Source organism: Pseudomonas sp. G11, from assembly GCF_029457515.1.
In the GTDB taxonomy this organism is placed as follows: domain Bacteria; phylum Pseudomonadota; class Gammaproteobacteria; order Pseudomonadales; family Pseudomonadaceae; genus Aquipseudomonas; species Aquipseudomonas gorinensis.
This window is the reverse complement of the sequence record NZ_CP120377.1, coordinates 6,721,084-6,736,172: the sequence shown is the minus strand read 5'-3', so window position 1 is coordinate 6,736,172 and position 15,089 is coordinate 6,721,084. Positions and strand designations below refer to the sequence as shown.

Here is a 15,089-nt window from a genome sequence, read left to right as displayed (position 1 = left end):
ACAGCCGCAATGCTAAGAACATGGGATATCTGGAGTTCGTCATGAGTGCTTTCCACGATCTGAAACTCAAAGCTTTGGACGGACAAGAGCTGGCGCTGGCGCCCTTCAAGGGGCAAGTTGTGCTGGTGGTCAACGTGGCTTCCAAATGTGGCTTGACCCCGCAATATGCGGCGTTGGAAAACCTCTACCAGCAATACAAGAACCAGGGTTTTACCGTGCTTGGCCTGCCGTGCAACCAGTTTGCAAGCCAGGAACCTGGCACCGAAGAGGAAATCCGCGAGTTCTGCGACCTGAACTACGGCGTGACCTTCCCCCTGGGCAGCAAACTCGATGTAAACGGCCCTGAGCGTCATCAGTTGTACCGTTTGCTGGCGGGCGAGGGGGCCGAGTTTCCAGGGGATATCACTTGGAACTTCGAGAAATTCCTATTGGGCAAGGATGGTCGGGTGCTTGCGCGCTTTTCGCCGCGTACCGCGCCGGAAGATCCGACGGTCGTCCAGGCCATCGAAAAAGCCCTGGCTTGAACAGCACGCTCGCCACAGGTTGGTGACAACCGGCGGGCTTCTACTTTTATCCCTTAATCACCCAGATCAATAGTGCTACTCAGCCCTTCGCACTCCTCATATTATCCGCATCATAAACCCCGTCTCCCGTGGAGTGCTCCCATGCCTGTCCAAGCCTTGTTCAAACCGTTCCAGCTCGGTGCACTGCAGCTGTCGACCCGTGTGGTCATGGCGCCGATGACCCGTTCTTTTTCCCCAGGTGGCGTGCCTAACGCCAAGGTCATCGAGTACTACCGCCGCCGTGCCGCCGCAGGTGTGGGCTTGATCATCACCGAAGGCACCGTGGTCGGTCACCTGGCCTCCAACGGCTACCCGAATGTTCCGCATTTCTATGGCGAAGCGGCGCTGGCCGGCTGGAAGAAGGTGGTCGACGCCGTGCACGCCGAAGGCGGCAAGATCGTCCCGCAGTTGTGGCATGTGGGCAGCGTGCGCCGTATCGGTACTGAGCCTGATGCCAGCGTGCCGGCGTATGGCCCGATGGAAAAACTCAAGGATGGCAACGTGGTCGTTCACGGCATGACCACCCAAGACATCAAAGACGTGATCAACGCCTTCGCCCAGGCGGCCAAGGATGCCCAACGCATCGGCATGGACGGCGTGGAAATCCACGGTGCCCACGGCTATCTGGTCGACCAGTTCTTTTGGGAAGGCAGCAACCAGCGTACCGACGAATACGGTGGCAGCCTGGCCAACCGCTCGCGCTTTGCCATCGAGCTGATCCAGGCAACCCGCGCCGCAGTTGGCCCGGACTTTCCGATCATCTTCCGTTTCTCCCAGTGGAAACAGCAGGACTACAGCGCACGTCTGGTGCAAACCCCCGAGGCGCTGGGCGAATTTCTCAAGCCGTTGTCTGACGCCGGCGTGGACATATTCCACTGCTCCACGCGTCGTTTCTGGGAACCTGAATTTGAAGGTTCCGACCTCAACCTCGCCGGCTGGACTCGCCAGCTCACCGGTAAACCGACCATCACGGTCGGCAGTGTCGGTCTGGATGGCGAGTTCCTGCAATTTATGGTCAACACCGACAAGGTTGCGCAACCGGCCAGTCTGGAAAAACTGCTGGAGCGTTTGAACAATGATGAGTTCGATCTGGTCGCCGTGGGCCGCGCCTTGCTGGTGGACCCGGATTGGGCGGTGAAGGTGCGCGAAGGCCGCGAGGGTGACATCCTGCCGTTCAGCCGTGAGGCGTTGATGAGCCTGGTGTAAAAGGCTGGGCGCCCGCTGATTGCCAGCGGGCTCTCTATTGTTTGTCGATCATGAATGACCTGCCTCTTTTTTGAGCGCGCTCCATGGGGGGAGTCCCCTCATCTGGTAGGTGTCATGTCGTGCAAGCCATTATTCAAGGGCTAGGCTGGCAGGAGGGCGAACCGACTGACGTCATTCGCCGATCGTTCAACGAACGTAAGGCAGGGTGGGAACAGCAAAAGGTTCTCCGCACACACCGCGTAGCTGGTTCTCGAACTGCTCGATAATTGCCGGCCAGCCCTGGTGACTGGCATGCCGACGGGCATTGAGGCGTGCTCTGCGTAAATGCTCACGATCTTCCAGCAGCCAATTGGCCGCATCGCAGAACGCTTCCTCATCGCCGGGCATCGCCAGCACACCGTTGTAACCATGACGGATGTGCTGGGTCGCGGCCGCTTGGTCGTATGCCACCACCGCGAGCCCGGAGGCCATGGCTTCCAGCACCACATTGCCGAAGGTTTCCGTCAGGCTGGGAAACAGGAACAGATCCCCCGAGGCGTAGTGTCGCGCCAGTTCTTCGCCGCGCCGGGTACCGCAGAATATGGCTTGCGGCAGGTCGTGCTCCAGCAGCGCACGTTGCGGCCCGTCACCGACCACGATCAGTTGCAGGCGACGCTGTGGATAAGTATCGCGCAGGGTATCGAAGCAACGCTTGAGCATGCCCAGATTCTTTTCCTGCGCCAGGCGCCCGACATGCAGCACCGCAATATCGTCATTGCCCAGGCCCCAGCTCTCGCGTAATGCGTTATCGCGCTTGGCCGGGTTGAACAGTTGGCTGTCCACCCCGCGCGACAACATCCCCAAGCGCTCGAAGTGCCGGCGTTCCAGTTCCAGGCGTTGGCTGGCGCTGGGAACCAGGGTCAAGGTCGAGCGGTTATGAAACCAGCGCAGGTAGTGCGTGACCACGCGGCTCAACAGGCTCATGCCGTACTGGTTCGAGTACTGTTGGAAATTGGTGTGAAAGCCGCTGACCACGCTGATCCCGAGGCGACGCGCGGCGCGTAGCGCCGATAACCCGAGCGGGCCTTCTGTGGCGATGTACAGCACGTCCGGGCGTTGGCGTGTCCAGCGTCGTAGCAGCTTGTGCATTGACGACTGCCCCCACTGCAGGCCTGGATAGCCAGGCAACGGCCAGCCGCGGCACAGCAACAACTGGTCGTCGCTGGTCCGGCTCTGATCGGTGCCTTGGCGTGGGCGCACCAGCTCGACCTGATGGCCGCGTGCGCGCAAACCGTCACACAGGCGGCCAAGGGTATTGGCCACCCCGTTGATCTCTGGCGGGAAGGTTTCGGTGATCAGGGTGATGTGAAGCGAAGCTGTCGTCATGACCCACAGTGTCGCCGTGGGCCATGTCGTCATTGTGTCATTGAGATGATGGATTTATGACTTGATTGCCTTTGGCGTGGCCATCGCCTCGGCGCCCTGCTCGCGTACCCAGAACAATGTGGCCCCGGCCACTGCCGCCGGCATCATCAACAGGTTGACCACCGGCACCAGCAACACCAGGTAGACGATGCCGCCGAAACTCATGCTCTGCCAGCGTTTCTGGCGCAGCCAGGCGAGCATTTCGTTCCAGCCCAGCTTGTGGTTATCCGCCGGGTAGTCGATGTACTGGATTGCCATCATCCACACGCCGAACAACAGCCACAGCGGCGCGGCGATCAGGTTCACCACCGGAATGAATGACAGGATAAACAGGCCAATGGCCCGTGGCAGGAAGTAGCCCAGCTTGCGCATTTCCCGGGCCAGTGTGCGAGGGACCATGGCCACCAGTTCGCCCCAACTGAACGGCGGGAAGTCATCGGTGCCGCGCACCACGACCTCGACCTTCTCGGCGAGAAAACCATTGAACGGTGCCGCGATGATATTGGCGAGCATGGTGAAGGTGAAAAACACCATCAGCACCACCAGCACCACGAACAAGGGCCACAGGATATAGCTGAGGAAACTCAACCAGCCGGGCAGGGTCGGCATCAAGGTGTCGACCCACAGGCTGAACTGATGGCCGGCGAAATAGATCAAGCCGACGAACAGCACCAGGTTGATCGCCAGCGGCAGCAGCACAAACAGGCGCAGGCCAGGGCTGAGGACCAGTTTGAGGCCTTCGCGCAAATATTGCGGACCGGAAAGAGCGGGGGCGGGCATGGAGGACTCCGAACAGGATGACGAACGCGCCGACCTTACCGGCTTTGCCGACAGGGCGAAAGCGCGGCTGGTATGACGACATCAACGGTAACAAAGGCGTCGATTAATCGGGTCGACAGCATAGAGACCACCTATGAGCTGGATTGTTATTCCGTATTTCCTTAATCTTGCCTCCCTCGATACGCTGCACCCATTATTTTTCAGGGTCTGCGAGTGAAAGCCTTCCCCAAGTGCTTCGTGGTCCCTTTTTTATTCCAGCCGTCTTGTGGTCCGGGCGGTCGATAGGAGTGATTCATGTCTGATACCCGTCATTCGCGAGTGATTATTCTCGGTTCCGGCCCTGCCGGTTACAGTGCTGCTGTCTACGCTGCCCGGGCCAACCTCAAGCCTCTGCTGATCACCGGCATGCAGGCGGGCGGTCAGTTGACCACCACCACTGAAGTCGACAACTGGCCGGGCGATGTCCACGGCCTGACCGGTCCGGTGCTGATGGAGCGTATGAAAGAGCACGCCGAGCGCTTTGAAACCGAGATCGTGTTTGATCACATCAACAGCGTCGACTTCTCGAAAAAGCCTTACAGCCTGACCGGCGACAGCGGCGTCTACACCTGTGATGCGCTGATCATCGCCACCGGAGCCAGCGCCCGCTACCTGGGCCTGCCTTCGGAGGAAGCGTTCATGGGCAAGGGCGTGTCCGCCTGCGCGACCTGCGACGGTTTCTTCTACCGCAACAAGCCGGTCGCCGTGGTCGGTGGTGGCAACACCGCGGTGGAAGAAGCGCTGTACCTGGCCAACATCGCCAGCACCGTGACCCTGGTTCACCGCCGCGAAACCTTCCGCGCCGAGAAGATCCTGATCGACAAACTGCATGCCCGTGTCGCTGAAGGCAAGATCATCCTCAAGCTCAATGCCACCCTGGACGAGGTCCTGGGCGACAACATGGGCGTGACCGGTGCCCGCCTGAAAAACAACGACGGCAGCTTCGACGAACTGAAAGTCGACGGCGTGTTCATCGCCATCGGCCACACCCCGAACACCTCGCTGTTCGAAGGCGTGCTGGACGCCAAGGACGGTTACCTGGTGGTACAGGGCGGCCGTGAGGGCAATGCCACCGCGACCAACATCGAAGGTATCTTCGCTGCCGGTGACGTGGCCGACCACGTCTATCGCCAGGCTATCACCTCGGCCGGCGCCGGCTGCATGGCGGCGCTGGATGCCGAGCGTTACCTCGACGGTTTGGGCAACGCTTCGCTCTAAATCCGTTGAGCAAAAAAACCGGCTGCGAGGCCGGTTTTTTTGTGAGTGCGATTTAAATGTGGGAGGGGGCAAGCCCCCTCCCACATGTTGATCGACATCTGACTCAGGATTTGCGGGTCAGTGGCTGAGCGGCGAACTTCACGCCTGCCAACCCATGGGCAATCAACGCCCGAATATTGCCATGGTCGCTGCCCTCGGGCGTCGCCACCACCGAGCGGTAATGCTCGCCGAAGGCCAGCAGTGCTTCCTGATCGCTCAAGCCTTCCAGCAGCGCCAGGCCCAGGGTCTTGCATGAACCTTCGTTCTGCCCGGCGGCGTTTTCCACGGTGCCATTGGTAAAGGCCTGCGGCTGGTAGTCATAACCGGCAGTGACGAACGCCAGGGTATCGGCAAAGGCATGTTCGCCGCTGTTGAGGCTGGCGCGCAGGGTATTCAAATCAGTCATGGGTTTTTCCTTGGGCAAACGCCGCCTGTTGCTCGGCGCTGGCTTCTTTCTGGTATTGGGCTTTCCACTCGGCGTACGGCATGCCGTACACCACTTCGCGGGCGTCATCGAGGCTCAGCTCGATCTGGCGCTCGTCGGCCTCGGCCTTGTACCACTTCGACAGGCAGTTACGGCAGAAACCGGCGAGGTTCATCAGGTCGATGTTCTGCACATCCTTGCGGCTGTCCAGGTGCGCCACCAACCGGCGAAAGGCGGCGGCTTCAAGTTCGAGGCGTTGTTGGTCGTTCATAGGGCTCACGCAGATTCAAGAGGTTAGCGGCTGGCCGCCAGGGTAATCGACACCGACTCGGCAAAGCGCAGCGCATGGGGCTTGTCCACTTCGACTTCGGCGTACAGCACCGATTCGTTGCTCATCACCAGGTCCAGCAGTTCCTGGGTCAGGCGTTCGAGCAAGGCAAAGCGGTTGCCTTCGACATGGGCGATGATCGCCTTGGTGATGGTGCGGTAGTTCAGCGCGTGGTCGATATCGTTGTCACGCACGGCTTCCTGGGCGGCATACAGGATGGTCAGGTTGATCAGCACATCCTGCTTGTTGAGGATTTCGTCCTCGTTGATGCCGATAAAGGTGCGCAGGCACAGGTCCTTGACCCGGATGCGCGCCATGCCTGGTTGAAGTTGTGGCATTGCTACTTGCTCCGTCCAATCAGTTGCAGGAACTCCATGCGCGTGGTGTTCGACTCGCGAAAGGCGCCGAGCATCACCGAGGTGTTCATGGTTGAATTCTGTTTTTCCACGCCGCGCATCATCATGCACATGTGCTTGGCTTCGATCACCACGGCCACGCCGGCGGCCTGGGTCACTTCCTGGATGGCGTCGGCGATCTGCCGCGTGAGGTTTTCCTGGATCTGCAGGCGCCGCGCGAACATGTCGACGATGCGCGCCAGCTTTGACAGGCCCAGCACCTTGCCGGTCGGAATATAGGCCACGTGGGCCTTGCCAATGAAGGGCAGCAGGTGGTGCTCGCACAGCGAGTACAACTCGATGTCCTTGAGGATCACCATCTCGTCATTGTCGGAGGCGAACAGCGCGCCGTTGACGATTTCTTCGAGGTTCTGCTCGTAGCCATGACACAGGTACTGCATGGCCTTGGCGGCGCGCTTGGGGGTGTCGAGCAAGCCTTCGCGTTCCGGGTCTTCGCCCAGGCCCTTGAGGATCTCGCGGTAATGGTGGGGCAGGGATAAGGTCATACAACATCCTCACAAACGGCTTACTTGATATGCCGCCCGCCGTTGACGGTCAGGGTGGTACCGGTGACATAGGGGTTGTCCAGCAGGTAACGCACGCTCTGGTAGATCACCTCGGGCCCGGGCTCGATGCCCAGCGCCGACTTGGCGAGGACCTTGGCGCGGTAGGCCGCGTTATCGCCCTCGTTGAACATCACCATCGCCGGGGCGATGCCGTTGACCTTGATCCGCGGCGCAAATTGCGCGGCAAACGAAAGCGTGAGGCTATCGAGCCCGGCCTTGGTGGCGCAGTAGGCGATGTGCTGGCGGCTACCTTTGCGCACGACATCATCGCTGATATGCACGATGTCGGCGGGTGAAGAACGTTGCAGCAAGGGTGAACAATGCAGGTTGATCAGGTACGGCGCAAGCATGTGCACACTGAACATGTCGGTCAAGGCACGGCTTTCGTCGCCAGGGGTTTCTGCAACCCAGGCCGAGGCGTTGTGGATGATGGCCCGCAGGCTATCAGTTTGGCTCTTGAGTTCAGCGATAAAGGCCAGGATGCCGGCCTCGCTGGAGAAATCGGCAAACAGGCCGATCGCACCACGCTCGCGCAGGGCGTGTACACCGGGGCGTTCACTGCGGTAACTGAAAATGACCGGTTGCCCTTCATCCAGCAAGCGCTGGGCGCAATGCAGGCCGACGCGCTGGCCGGCACCGGTGATCAGGATGGGGGCGTTTGGTGCGGTCATGGGAGGCTCGAATCGCTGGCAGGTTGGAACTATACCAGCGACCGGCCGCCCCTGTATTCACGCTGCGGCTTCGGTGGCCTTGCGCGGTGGCGGTGTGGGATGCAACCAGTTCGCCAGCAGGTGTGTCGACAGCGGGATGAACCAGTACACCATCAGCGGCGTAAGGGCCAGGGTGCTGACCAGCACGCGCGGAGCCAGCTCCAGCTCGCTGAGCAGCGGGTTCAGGACGAAATTGAACAGCAGCGACACCGGGAAAAACGCCAGCCAGATCGCTACCGCCTGTTTCCAGCGTGGCGGTCGCGCACCTGCGGCGCCAAACCAACCGTCGATGCCACGCACGCGATGCTCGGACGGGTCGGCAAACAGCTCGCTGCCGCGGCCCAACCACGCGCTGCGTGAAGCGGAGAACTCCCAGGCATGCAAGGTGGTTTCATCGGCGAAACGGAAAATGATCTGGAATTCATCGTCATCGGGCGGTGGGGCCAGCACGCCGGAGCCCAGGTAACCGGGGAAATCGGTGGCCAATTGCTCGCCTTCGCGCAGCCAGGCCATCAGTTCTTCATAGCGCCCTTTGGCCACGCGGCGCGCAACCATCAGGGTGACGGGTGAGGTAGACATTGTGTATCTCCAATATTCGGGTGTGCGGAACCGGGTAGGTGGCACACAGGCGTAGTCGCGGGGTGTTGCGGCTGCGCAAAAAAACAGGCAAGGATTATTCCCGTTTTACCCAAATACACCAGCGACATTGGTCCGAAAATCGGAGAACTTGAAAAAGACAGGTGTAAAGGCGTTAAATGAGCGCCCAGTTAACGTTGGTTTTTTGGTCAAAAATGCCCGTGATTACTGCTCCGCATGATAGTGCTTCGCATCTGGATTCAACGGTTTCCGATAAGCTGTTTCCGATCCGTGAAGTCTCGAGACTGACAGGCATCAATCCGGTCACCTTGCGTGCCTGGGAGCGTCGTTACGGCTTGATCCAGCCCACGCGCACTGAAAGTGGGCATCGCCTCTATTCCAAGGGCGATATAGAGACAGTCCATCGTATTCTCGATTGGATCGAGCGCGGCGTAGCCGTGAGCAAAGTGGGCAAGATTCTCGCTCGCGACGATCAGCAGGCCAAGGCCGTTCGTGCGGAGCGCGATGTCGTCGAAGAGGGCGAATGGCCGCAGTGGCAGGCGCGGCTGATACAGGCCATCAGCGACTTTGACGACCGTCAACTGGAACGTTTGTATGGGCAGGTTCTGGCTACCTACCCACTCGACGTGGTGTTCCAGGACATTCTGATGCCTCTGTGGAATGAGCTGTTGCGTCATGAGGGGCGTTTCGGCCAGGCGAGCGAATGGTTGTTCTTCGACAACTTCCTGCGCGTACGTGCCTTGGAGCGCCTGCAATTGGCGTGTGCTTCACCCGTGCCGCGGGTATTGCTGGCGGCCATGGCTGGCGAGTGCCGTAAGTTGGAGTTGCTGGTGGCGGCGCTCTTGATGAGTCGAGATGACCTGGCCGTGAAAGTGCTGGGCATGGGGCAGCCGTTTGACGAGTTGACACTGGTCTGCGAGAAGACTCGCCCACAGGCGCTGATCCTCTTCTCCAATTACTCGCATAACCATGACTTTGCCGGGCGCTTGAACCGCTTGGCGTTGACCCTGGATTGCCCGCTGTTTCTTGCCGGTGCGGCTTCGGATCTTGCCCAGGACAACCTGGCCGGCACGTCCGTTGGCTGTCTTGGCAATGAAGGTCGCCTGATGCGGCGCCGCTTGCAACAGTTTCTCAGCGGCGGGCTGGATACCTGATATCAGGCGTGCATTTGTGGGTGGACCAGGCGGTGCTGGTGCAGGATGAATTGGCGCAGGCGCTCAGTTTCATCCACGTCACCTTGGCTCAGGCGATAGGCAAACAGGCCTCGTGCGGTTTCCCGCTCGAAGGTGCCGCGCAGGGCAATGCGTTCATAGCCCGAGGGGCTGAACCACAGGGAAAAGGTTTTCGGCGGCCTGAGCCGGCCACGAATCTCCACCAACACGCCTTTGAAAGACACCTCATGCACCCAGAGTGCGCTGGGTGTTCCCCTGATGTTTTCCAGTGCTACCGGTGTTTCCAGGGCCAGGCGCCATGGGCGGATCATCGGCCCGTCTTCGAAAATGCTGGGTACGCCCAGGCGCAAATGCACCGCATGAAACTCATCTTCCACCAGGTGCAGGGGAAAGGTGAGTTGCTGGTTATCGAATTGCGCCTGGAGAGTGACGTGGTCGTGAGCGGCCAGTCGCGTGAGCAAGTCGCGAAGCTGCGCACCGCCGTTGACAGTCAGGCTCGACGACGGATCCCGCAGGTTGAGCTGCGGGTTGTGCTGCATGTTCTGGATGAAATCCAGTTCGTCCTGAGTCAGAAGCGTGTCGCGTTGCATCGGTCATGCCCACGGGGGGAAGTATTAAAATGCCATTATCCGCTTTAATGACCGTATTTTCTAAATTTTGTTAGATCCGCTCGTCGCCTTGAGCGCCGCCAGCTCGGCCTTGACGCTGGCCAGTTCGGCTTCCAATTGCGCGACGCGCTGCTGGGCCTTGACCTGGAGGGTCACGTCCTTTTGCACACCGACGAAATACGTCTGCTTGTCGGCCTCGTTGTACACCGTCGACAACGACAGTTCGTTCCAGAAGTGGCTGCCGTCCTTGCGGTAGTTGCGCAGGATTTCGCGGCAGGTACCGCCCTGTTCCAGGGCATCGCGGATGGCTATCAGGGCCGGTTGGTCGCGGTCGCCCGATTGCAGGAAGCGGCAGTCCTGATAGAGGATTTCATCCAGGGTGTAGCCGGTCAGGCGTTCGAATGCCGGGTTGACGTAGATAAGTGGCTTGTCCTTGCCTTCACGCTCCGCGACAACGATGCCGTCGTTGGAAGCGTTGATCACCATTTGCATCAGTCGGGCGTTAATCATTGAGCGGTCCATGGCTTGTGGGTGGAACTGGCAGTTTATGACATGCCTTGAATGTTGCACGGCGTGCGCCGAAAATTTTGCGCCAGCTGCTAATATCCCAGGCTTTCGCTCAACCACAGGATCAGATTGATGAAAGTCGCCATCCTTTCCGGCTCGGTGTACGGCACGGCTGAAGAAGTCGCCCGCCACGCCGCCGGCATCCTCAACGCGGCCGGTTTCGAAGCCTGGCACAACCCGCGCGCCACCCTGGCGGACGTGCAGGCATTTGCCCCTGAGGCGTTTCTGGCGGTGACCTCCACCACCGGCATGGGCGAGCTGCCTGACAACCTGCAACCGCTGTACTCGACTATTTGCGACCAGTTGCCCGCTGCCTGGCGTGGCTTGCCCGGTGCGGTGATCGGCCTGGGTGACGCCAGCTACGGCGACACCTTCTGTGGTGGCGGCGAGCAAATGCGCGAGTTGTTCGCCGAACTGGGCCTGCGTGAGGTGCTGCCGATGTTGCGCCTGGACGCCAGCGAAAGCGTCACCCCCGAAACCGACGCCGAGCCATGGCTGACCGAGCTGGTCACTGCACTGCGCGGTTGACCGGGAATTCGCGCAGCAATGCCAGCCAGGCCTGCGCGGCTCTCGAAAGATAGGCGCCCTCGCGCCAGATAAAGGCAATGTCCCAGCGTAGGTAGTCCGGCGCCTTGAGCGTCAGGCGTACCACCCCCGGTCGCACCAGTCCACGGGCGACCACGCTGGGCAACAACACCACTCCTTGGCCAGCGGCGACCAGCGCCGCGAGAAAATCTGCCTGGCCGCTGCGGCCGATTTCCTTCGGGGTAAAACCCAGTTGCCGGCACGCCTGCATCAGTCGGTCGTTGAGCACAAAGCTGCGCTGGTACATCAGGAACGGCGTGTCGGCCAGTTCCTCCAGGCGTACCTGGGCGTTTTCCGCCAGGGGATGATCAATCGGCAGCAACGCGTCCAGCGGTTCATCGCAGAAAGCCTGCCAGGCGAATGCCGGGTCATTGGGCTTCAAGCTCCCGCCGACTTCCAGTTCACCATTGAGGATCGCCTGCTCGATATTGCGACTGCCGCCCTCCAGCAACTGGATCGTCACGTTCGGATAACGCCGCCGGTACTCGGCAAACAGTCCGGCGAACAGCGTATCGCCCCCCAGCAGCGGCAGGCCCAGGCGCAGTTCGCCACGGGTCAGTTGGTGCATGTCGTCCAGCTCGCTGAGCAGCTCGGTTTGCAGGCGCAGCATCGCTTCGGCACGTTGCAGCACCACCTGGCCGGCGGCGGTCAGGCGGATCTGCGAGCCGATGCGGTCCAGCAGCGGCGTGCCGAGGCTTTGTTCCAATTGCGCGACCTGCTTGCTGACGGCCGACTGGCTGATATGCAGGGTTTTCCCGGCCTGGGTAAAACCACCCCGGTGGATCACTTCGACAAAGCTGCGCAGCTGTTTGAATTCCATCAGTCATGATTCCAGTTTGGAATGGCTGGCAGTCTAACAATTCGCTGTGGGGATGGGGGAAGCTTCTCTAAAATGGAGGCCTGCGAGGATCCAAAGCCCATGAAACGTTTCCGCTTCAAACATTTCAGCCGTTTACTCACCGAACTGGTCGTGCTGCTGGCCATTTACCTGCTGGGCACCCAGTTGGCCGTCTGGCTGGCGTGGCCAGTCCCCGGCGGCGTGGTTGGCCTGGGCCTGTTGCTGGCGACCTTCGCCACGGGCCTGGTCAAGCCGGCAGCCCTGCAATTGGGTGCCGGCGTGTTGATGGCCGAGATGCTGCTGTTCTTTATTCCGGCCTTGATGAGCCTGCTGGACTACGGTGGTCTGCTGCGCAACGAAGGCTGGCGCATCTTGTTGGTCATTGGCCTGAGCACCTTGGCGGTGATGCTGGTCACGGCGTTCACCGTGGAATGGGTGTGCCGTTGGAGGCTGCGCCATGAAGCTTGAACTGATGCCGGTGTTCTGGCTGGCCTTGACCCTGGGCACCTATGTTTTCAGTCGCTGGATTTACCGGCGAACCGGTCGCTACCTGTTGTCGCCGCTGATTCTGGTGCCAGTGCTGCTGCTGGCGGTGGCCGTACCGCTGAAAACCGCCTACGCCGAATACGCGACCGACACCCACTGGCTGATGGCGGTGCTGGGCCCGGTTACCGTGGCGTTCGCCGTGCCGATCTGGCAGCAGCGGCGCTTGCTGGCGCGGCATTGGCCGGCGCTGTTGCTGGGCATGGTCGCGGGCAGCGCGGCGTCGATCGGCACCTCGTTCGGCCTGGCCAAAGCGCTGGCGCTGGACAGCGCTGTGACAATGTCCCTGGTGCCGCGCTCCATCACCACACCGTTTGCCATGCCCGTGTCGTCCGACCTGGGCGGCGTACCGGAACTGACGGCGGTGTTCGTGATGCTCACCGGCGTGTTCGGCGCCATGCTCGGCGGCGTGTTGCTCAAGTGGCTGCCGCTGCGTACACCGCTGGCGCGCGGCGCGTTATTTGGCGTGGGCGCCCATGGTGCGGGCGTCAGCCGGGCCCATGAAGTAGGCGGCGAAGAGGGCTCTGTCGCGGGGCTGGTGATGGTGTTGACAGGGTTGCTCAACCTGTTCGCCGCGCCTTTATTGGCGGCGCTTCTCTGACGCGAATTAAACAAAGTTCAACTATTCTCTGTGCTGACTCGTTCGGTCATCAAGCTGGCTGCCAAGGCAACTACGGCAGCCATGAGGTCTGACTAGACTGGCCCTTCACTCAAGAAAAATAATAAAAAACGTGTCAAGGAGGTCATTGCCGTGAGCCTAGCCCCTGCACCATTGCCACAGAACGTCAAAGACCAGGTCAGTGCCGTCGAATGGCAAACCCGTGTCGACCTGGCCGCCTGCTACCGCCTGGTGGCGATGCATGGTTGGGATGACCTGATCTTCACCCATATCTCGGCCAAGGTGCCGGGTACCGACGATTTCCTGATCAACCCGTACGGGCTGATGTTCCATGAGATCACTGCTTCGAGCCTGGTCAAGGTCGATCAGGCCGGTAACAAACGGATGGACAGTCCCTACGAGATCAACCCGGCGGGCTACACCATCCACAGCGCGATCCACGAAGTGCGCCATGACGTGGTCTGCGTGCTGCATACCCACACGGCCGCCGGTGTCGCGGTGGCCGCGCAAAAGCAGGGCGTATTGCCAATCAGCCAGCAGTCACTGTTCGTGCTGTCGAGCCTGGCCTATCACGCCTACGAAGGCGTGGCGCTGAACCATGAGGAAAAGGCCCGCTTGCAGGCCGACCTCGGTGAAAACAACTTCCTGATGCTGCACAACCACGGTCTGTTGACGTGTGGCGGCACCATCGCCGATACCTTCCTGATGATGTTCATCTTCCAGCGCGCCTGCGATATCCAGGTGCTGGCGCAAAATGGCGGGGCTGAACTGATTACCATCGCGCCGCAGATCCTTGCCGGTGCCAAGGCAATGGCGGCGGCGGTCACAAAGAGTGCCCAAGGCATGGGAGGCGCGCTGGCCTGGCCGGCGCTGCTGCGCAAACTCGAGCTTCAAGACCCCGGGTATAAAAGCTGATGCCACTCGCCGAGATCCCGCTCAGAGCCTGGCGCAAGCGTGGCCAGGATTTCGTCTTTCGCGGCCGTACCCTTCGTTACTGGGTGGCCGGGCAGGGCGAGCCGTTGCTATTGATCCATGGCTTCCCGACCGCCAGTTGGGACTGGCATTACCTGTGGCAGCCCCTGGCCCAGCGTAACCTGGTGATCGCCTGCGACATGCTCGGGTTTGGCGATTCAGCCAAGCCGCTGGACCACACCTATTGCCTGTTGGAACAGGCGGATGTGCAACAGGCGCTGCTCGAGCACCTGGGCGTGCAGCAGCCGGTGCACGTGTTGGCCCATGACTACGGTGACAGCGTCGCCCAGGAGTTGCTGGCGCGGCACTACGAAGGCCGGTTTCAGATGGCCAGTTGTGTGTTTCTCAACGGCGGGTTGTTCCCCGAAACCCATCGCGCGGCGTTGGTACAGAAACTGTTGCTCAGCCCCGTGGGCTGGATGATCGGCCGCGCGTTCGGGCGCAGCGCCTTGTCCGACAGCTTCAACCAGATTTTCGGCCCCGACACCCTCCCCAGCGAAAGCGCCCTCGATGATTTCTGGAGCTTGATCAACTGCAACGACGGCCCGCGCATCCTGCACAAGTTGATCGCCTACATTCCCCAGCGTCGGCGCCTGCGCGAGCGGTGGGTGGAGGCGATGCAGCGCGGCGAGGTGCCGTTGCGCGTGATCGATGGGGAAATCGATCCGATCTCCGGTGCCCACATGGTCGAGCGCTACCAGCAATTGGTGCCCCACGCCGACACGGTATTGTTGGCCAATATCGGCCACTACCCGCAGATCGAGGCGCCGGTGCAGGTGCTCAAGCATTATCTGGCCTTTCGCGAGCGGATTGGGCAAGCGGCGCCGCGCAGGGCTTATTCCTGAGAGGCGCTCCTACAGGAAAGCGGGTGATCATCCTGCTGCCTTATCGCGCACCATTCAGCCGTGGCTGTATT

20 protein-coding genes are annotated in these 15,089 nt (G+C 60.7%); 9 read left to right on the top strand and 11 right to left on the bottom strand.

Annotation, left to right across the window (positions count from 1 at the left end):
* The first annotated feature begins 41 nt into the window (after positions 1 to 41).
* Complete coding sequence (locus P2T68_RS31080) at positions 42 to 524, top strand: glutathione peroxidase (RefSeq protein ID WP_024077367.1); 483 nt, start codon at positions 42 to 44, stop codon at positions 522 to 524.
* Between the two features lie 141 nt (positions 525 to 665).
* Entirely contained in the window at positions 666 to 1,769 is a 1,104-nt protein-coding gene (locus tag P2T68_RS31075) for an NADH:flavin oxidoreductase (protein ID WP_024077366.1), read from the top strand.
* Between the two features lie 186 nt (positions 1,770 to 1,955).
* Here the strand turns inward: P2T68_RS31075 and P2T68_RS31070 are convergent, their stop codons facing one another.
* Both P2T68_RS31070 and cysZ read right to left on the bottom strand, forming a co-directional pair.
* Positions 1,956 to 3,134: a glycosyltransferase family 1 protein gene (locus tag P2T68_RS31070; protein ID WP_041161021.1), complete on the bottom strand. Its 1,179-nt coding sequence runs from the start codon at positions 3,132 to 3,134 to the stop codon at positions 1,956 to 1,958.
* Positions 3,135 to 3,188: 54 nt separating this feature from the next.
* Positions 3,189 to 3,953, bottom strand: a complete 765-nt coding sequence (gene cysZ / locus P2T68_RS31065) for a sulfate transporter CysZ (RefSeq protein WP_024077364.1) — start codon at positions 3,951 to 3,953, stop codon at positions 3,189 to 3,191.
* 294 nt (positions 3,954 to 4,247) lie between these two features.
* Between cysZ and trxB the strand changes: the two genes are divergently transcribed.
* Positions 4,248 to 5,210, top strand: coding sequence for a thioredoxin-disulfide reductase (gene trxB / locus P2T68_RS31060; RefSeq protein WP_024077363.1), 963 nt, complete (start codon positions 4,248 to 4,250; stop codon positions 5,208 to 5,210).
* Between the two features lie 103 nt (positions 5,211 to 5,313).
* On the opposite strand, the gene P2T68_RS31055 is transcribed toward trxB, so the two are convergent.
* From P2T68_RS31055 to P2T68_RS31030, 6 genes are read right to left on the bottom strand one after another with little or no spacing between them, the layout of a single operon-like run.
* Positions 5,314 to 5,655, bottom strand: coding sequence for a HopJ type III effector protein (locus tag P2T68_RS31055; protein ID WP_024077362.1), 342 nt, complete (start codon positions 5,653 to 5,655; stop codon positions 5,314 to 5,316).
* The gene (locus P2T68_RS31050; protein ID WP_024077361.1) at positions 5,648 to 5,944 is read right to left on the bottom strand and encodes a DUF1244 domain-containing protein; all 297 of its coding nucleotides are present in this window, start codon (positions 5,942 to 5,944) and stop codon (positions 5,648 to 5,650) included. The genes P2T68_RS31055 and P2T68_RS31050 overlap by 8 nt, the downstream gene beginning before the upstream one ends.
* Positions 5,945 to 5,967: 23 nt before the next feature.
* Entirely contained in the window at positions 5,968 to 6,339 is a 372-nt protein-coding gene (gene folX, locus P2T68_RS31045; RefSeq protein WP_003194073.1) for a dihydroneopterin triphosphate 2'-epimerase, read from the bottom strand.
* A gap of 2 nt (positions 6,340 to 6,341) precedes the next feature.
* A complete protein-coding gene (folE, locus tag P2T68_RS31040) occupies positions 6,342 to 6,902 on the bottom strand; it encodes a GTP cyclohydrolase I FolE (RefSeq protein WP_024077360.1) in 561 nt (186 codons plus the stop codon).
* 20 nt (positions 6,903 to 6,922) lie between these two features.
* Positions 6,923 to 7,633, bottom strand: a complete 711-nt coding sequence (folM, locus tag P2T68_RS31035; protein WP_024077359.1) for a dihydromonapterin reductase — start codon at positions 7,631 to 7,633, stop codon at positions 6,923 to 6,925.
* A 57-nt stretch (positions 7,634 to 7,690) separates the two neighbouring features.
* Positions 7,691 to 8,251 (bottom strand): antibiotic biosynthesis monooxygenase, encoded by a 561-nt coding sequence (locus tag P2T68_RS31030; protein WP_024077358.1) that lies wholly within the window; start codon positions 8,249 to 8,251, stop codon positions 7,691 to 7,693.
* A 212-nt stretch (positions 8,252 to 8,463) separates the two neighbouring features.
* On the opposite strand from P2T68_RS31030, the gene P2T68_RS31025 reads away from it, so the two are divergent.
* Positions 8,464 to 9,423: a MerR family transcriptional regulator gene (locus P2T68_RS31025; protein WP_024077357.1), complete on the top strand. Its 960-nt coding sequence runs from the start codon at positions 8,464 to 8,466 to the stop codon at positions 9,421 to 9,423.
* A 2-nt stretch (positions 9,424 to 9,425) separates the two neighbouring features.
* On the opposite strand, the gene P2T68_RS31020 is transcribed toward P2T68_RS31025, so the two are convergent.
* Together P2T68_RS31020 and P2T68_RS31015 are read right to left on the bottom strand one after the other, a co-directional pair.
* Positions 9,426 to 10,031 (bottom strand): hypothetical protein, encoded by a 606-nt coding sequence (locus P2T68_RS31020; protein ID WP_024077356.1) that lies wholly within the window; start codon positions 10,029 to 10,031, stop codon positions 9,426 to 9,428.
* A gap of 60 nt (positions 10,032 to 10,091) precedes the next feature.
* A complete protein-coding gene (locus P2T68_RS31015) occupies positions 10,092 to 10,559 on the bottom strand; it encodes a PAS domain-containing protein (RefSeq protein ID WP_024077355.1) in 468 nt (155 codons plus the stop codon).
* 129 nt (positions 10,560 to 10,688) lie between these two features.
* Here P2T68_RS31015 and P2T68_RS31010 point away from each other — a divergent pair, with 129 nt between their 5' ends.
* The gene (locus P2T68_RS31010) at positions 10,689 to 11,144 is read left to right on the top strand and encodes a flavodoxin (RefSeq protein ID WP_277378719.1); all 456 of its coding nucleotides are present in this window, start codon (positions 10,689 to 10,691) and stop codon (positions 11,142 to 11,144) included.
* On the opposite strand, the gene P2T68_RS31005 is transcribed toward P2T68_RS31010, so the two are convergent.
* The gene (locus tag P2T68_RS31005; RefSeq protein ID WP_024077353.1) at positions 11,125 to 12,021 is read right to left on the bottom strand and encodes a LysR family transcriptional regulator; all 897 of its coding nucleotides are present in this window, start codon (positions 12,019 to 12,021) and stop codon (positions 11,125 to 11,127) included. The genes P2T68_RS31010 and P2T68_RS31005 overlap by 20 nt on opposite strands.
* A gap of 99 nt (positions 12,022 to 12,120) precedes the next feature.
* Here P2T68_RS31005 and P2T68_RS31000 point away from each other — a divergent pair, with 99 nt between their 5' ends.
* From P2T68_RS31000 to P2T68_RS30985, 4 genes are all read left to right on the top strand, one after another.
* Positions 12,121 to 12,507 (top strand): CidA/LrgA family protein, encoded by a 387-nt coding sequence (locus tag P2T68_RS31000; protein ID WP_024077352.1) that lies wholly within the window; start codon positions 12,121 to 12,123, stop codon positions 12,505 to 12,507.
* Positions 12,497 to 13,183, top strand: a complete 687-nt coding sequence (locus P2T68_RS30995) for an LrgB family protein (protein WP_024077351.1) — start codon at positions 12,497 to 12,499, stop codon at positions 13,181 to 13,183. Before P2T68_RS31000 ends, P2T68_RS30995 begins: the two co-directional genes overlap by 11 nt.
* A gap of 150 nt (positions 13,184 to 13,333) precedes the next feature.
* Entirely contained in the window at positions 13,334 to 14,116 is a 783-nt protein-coding gene (locus P2T68_RS30990) for a class II aldolase/adducin family protein (RefSeq protein WP_277378718.1), read from the top strand.
* Positions 14,116 to 15,018 carry an alpha/beta hydrolase gene (locus P2T68_RS30985; protein WP_069076991.1) on the top strand — a complete coding sequence of 301 codons (903 nt, stop codon included), beginning with the start codon at positions 14,116 to 14,118 and terminating at the stop codon, positions 15,016 to 15,018. The genes P2T68_RS30990 and P2T68_RS30985 overlap by 1 nt, the downstream gene beginning before the upstream one ends.
* Positions 15,019 to 15,089 lie beyond the last annotated feature (71 nt).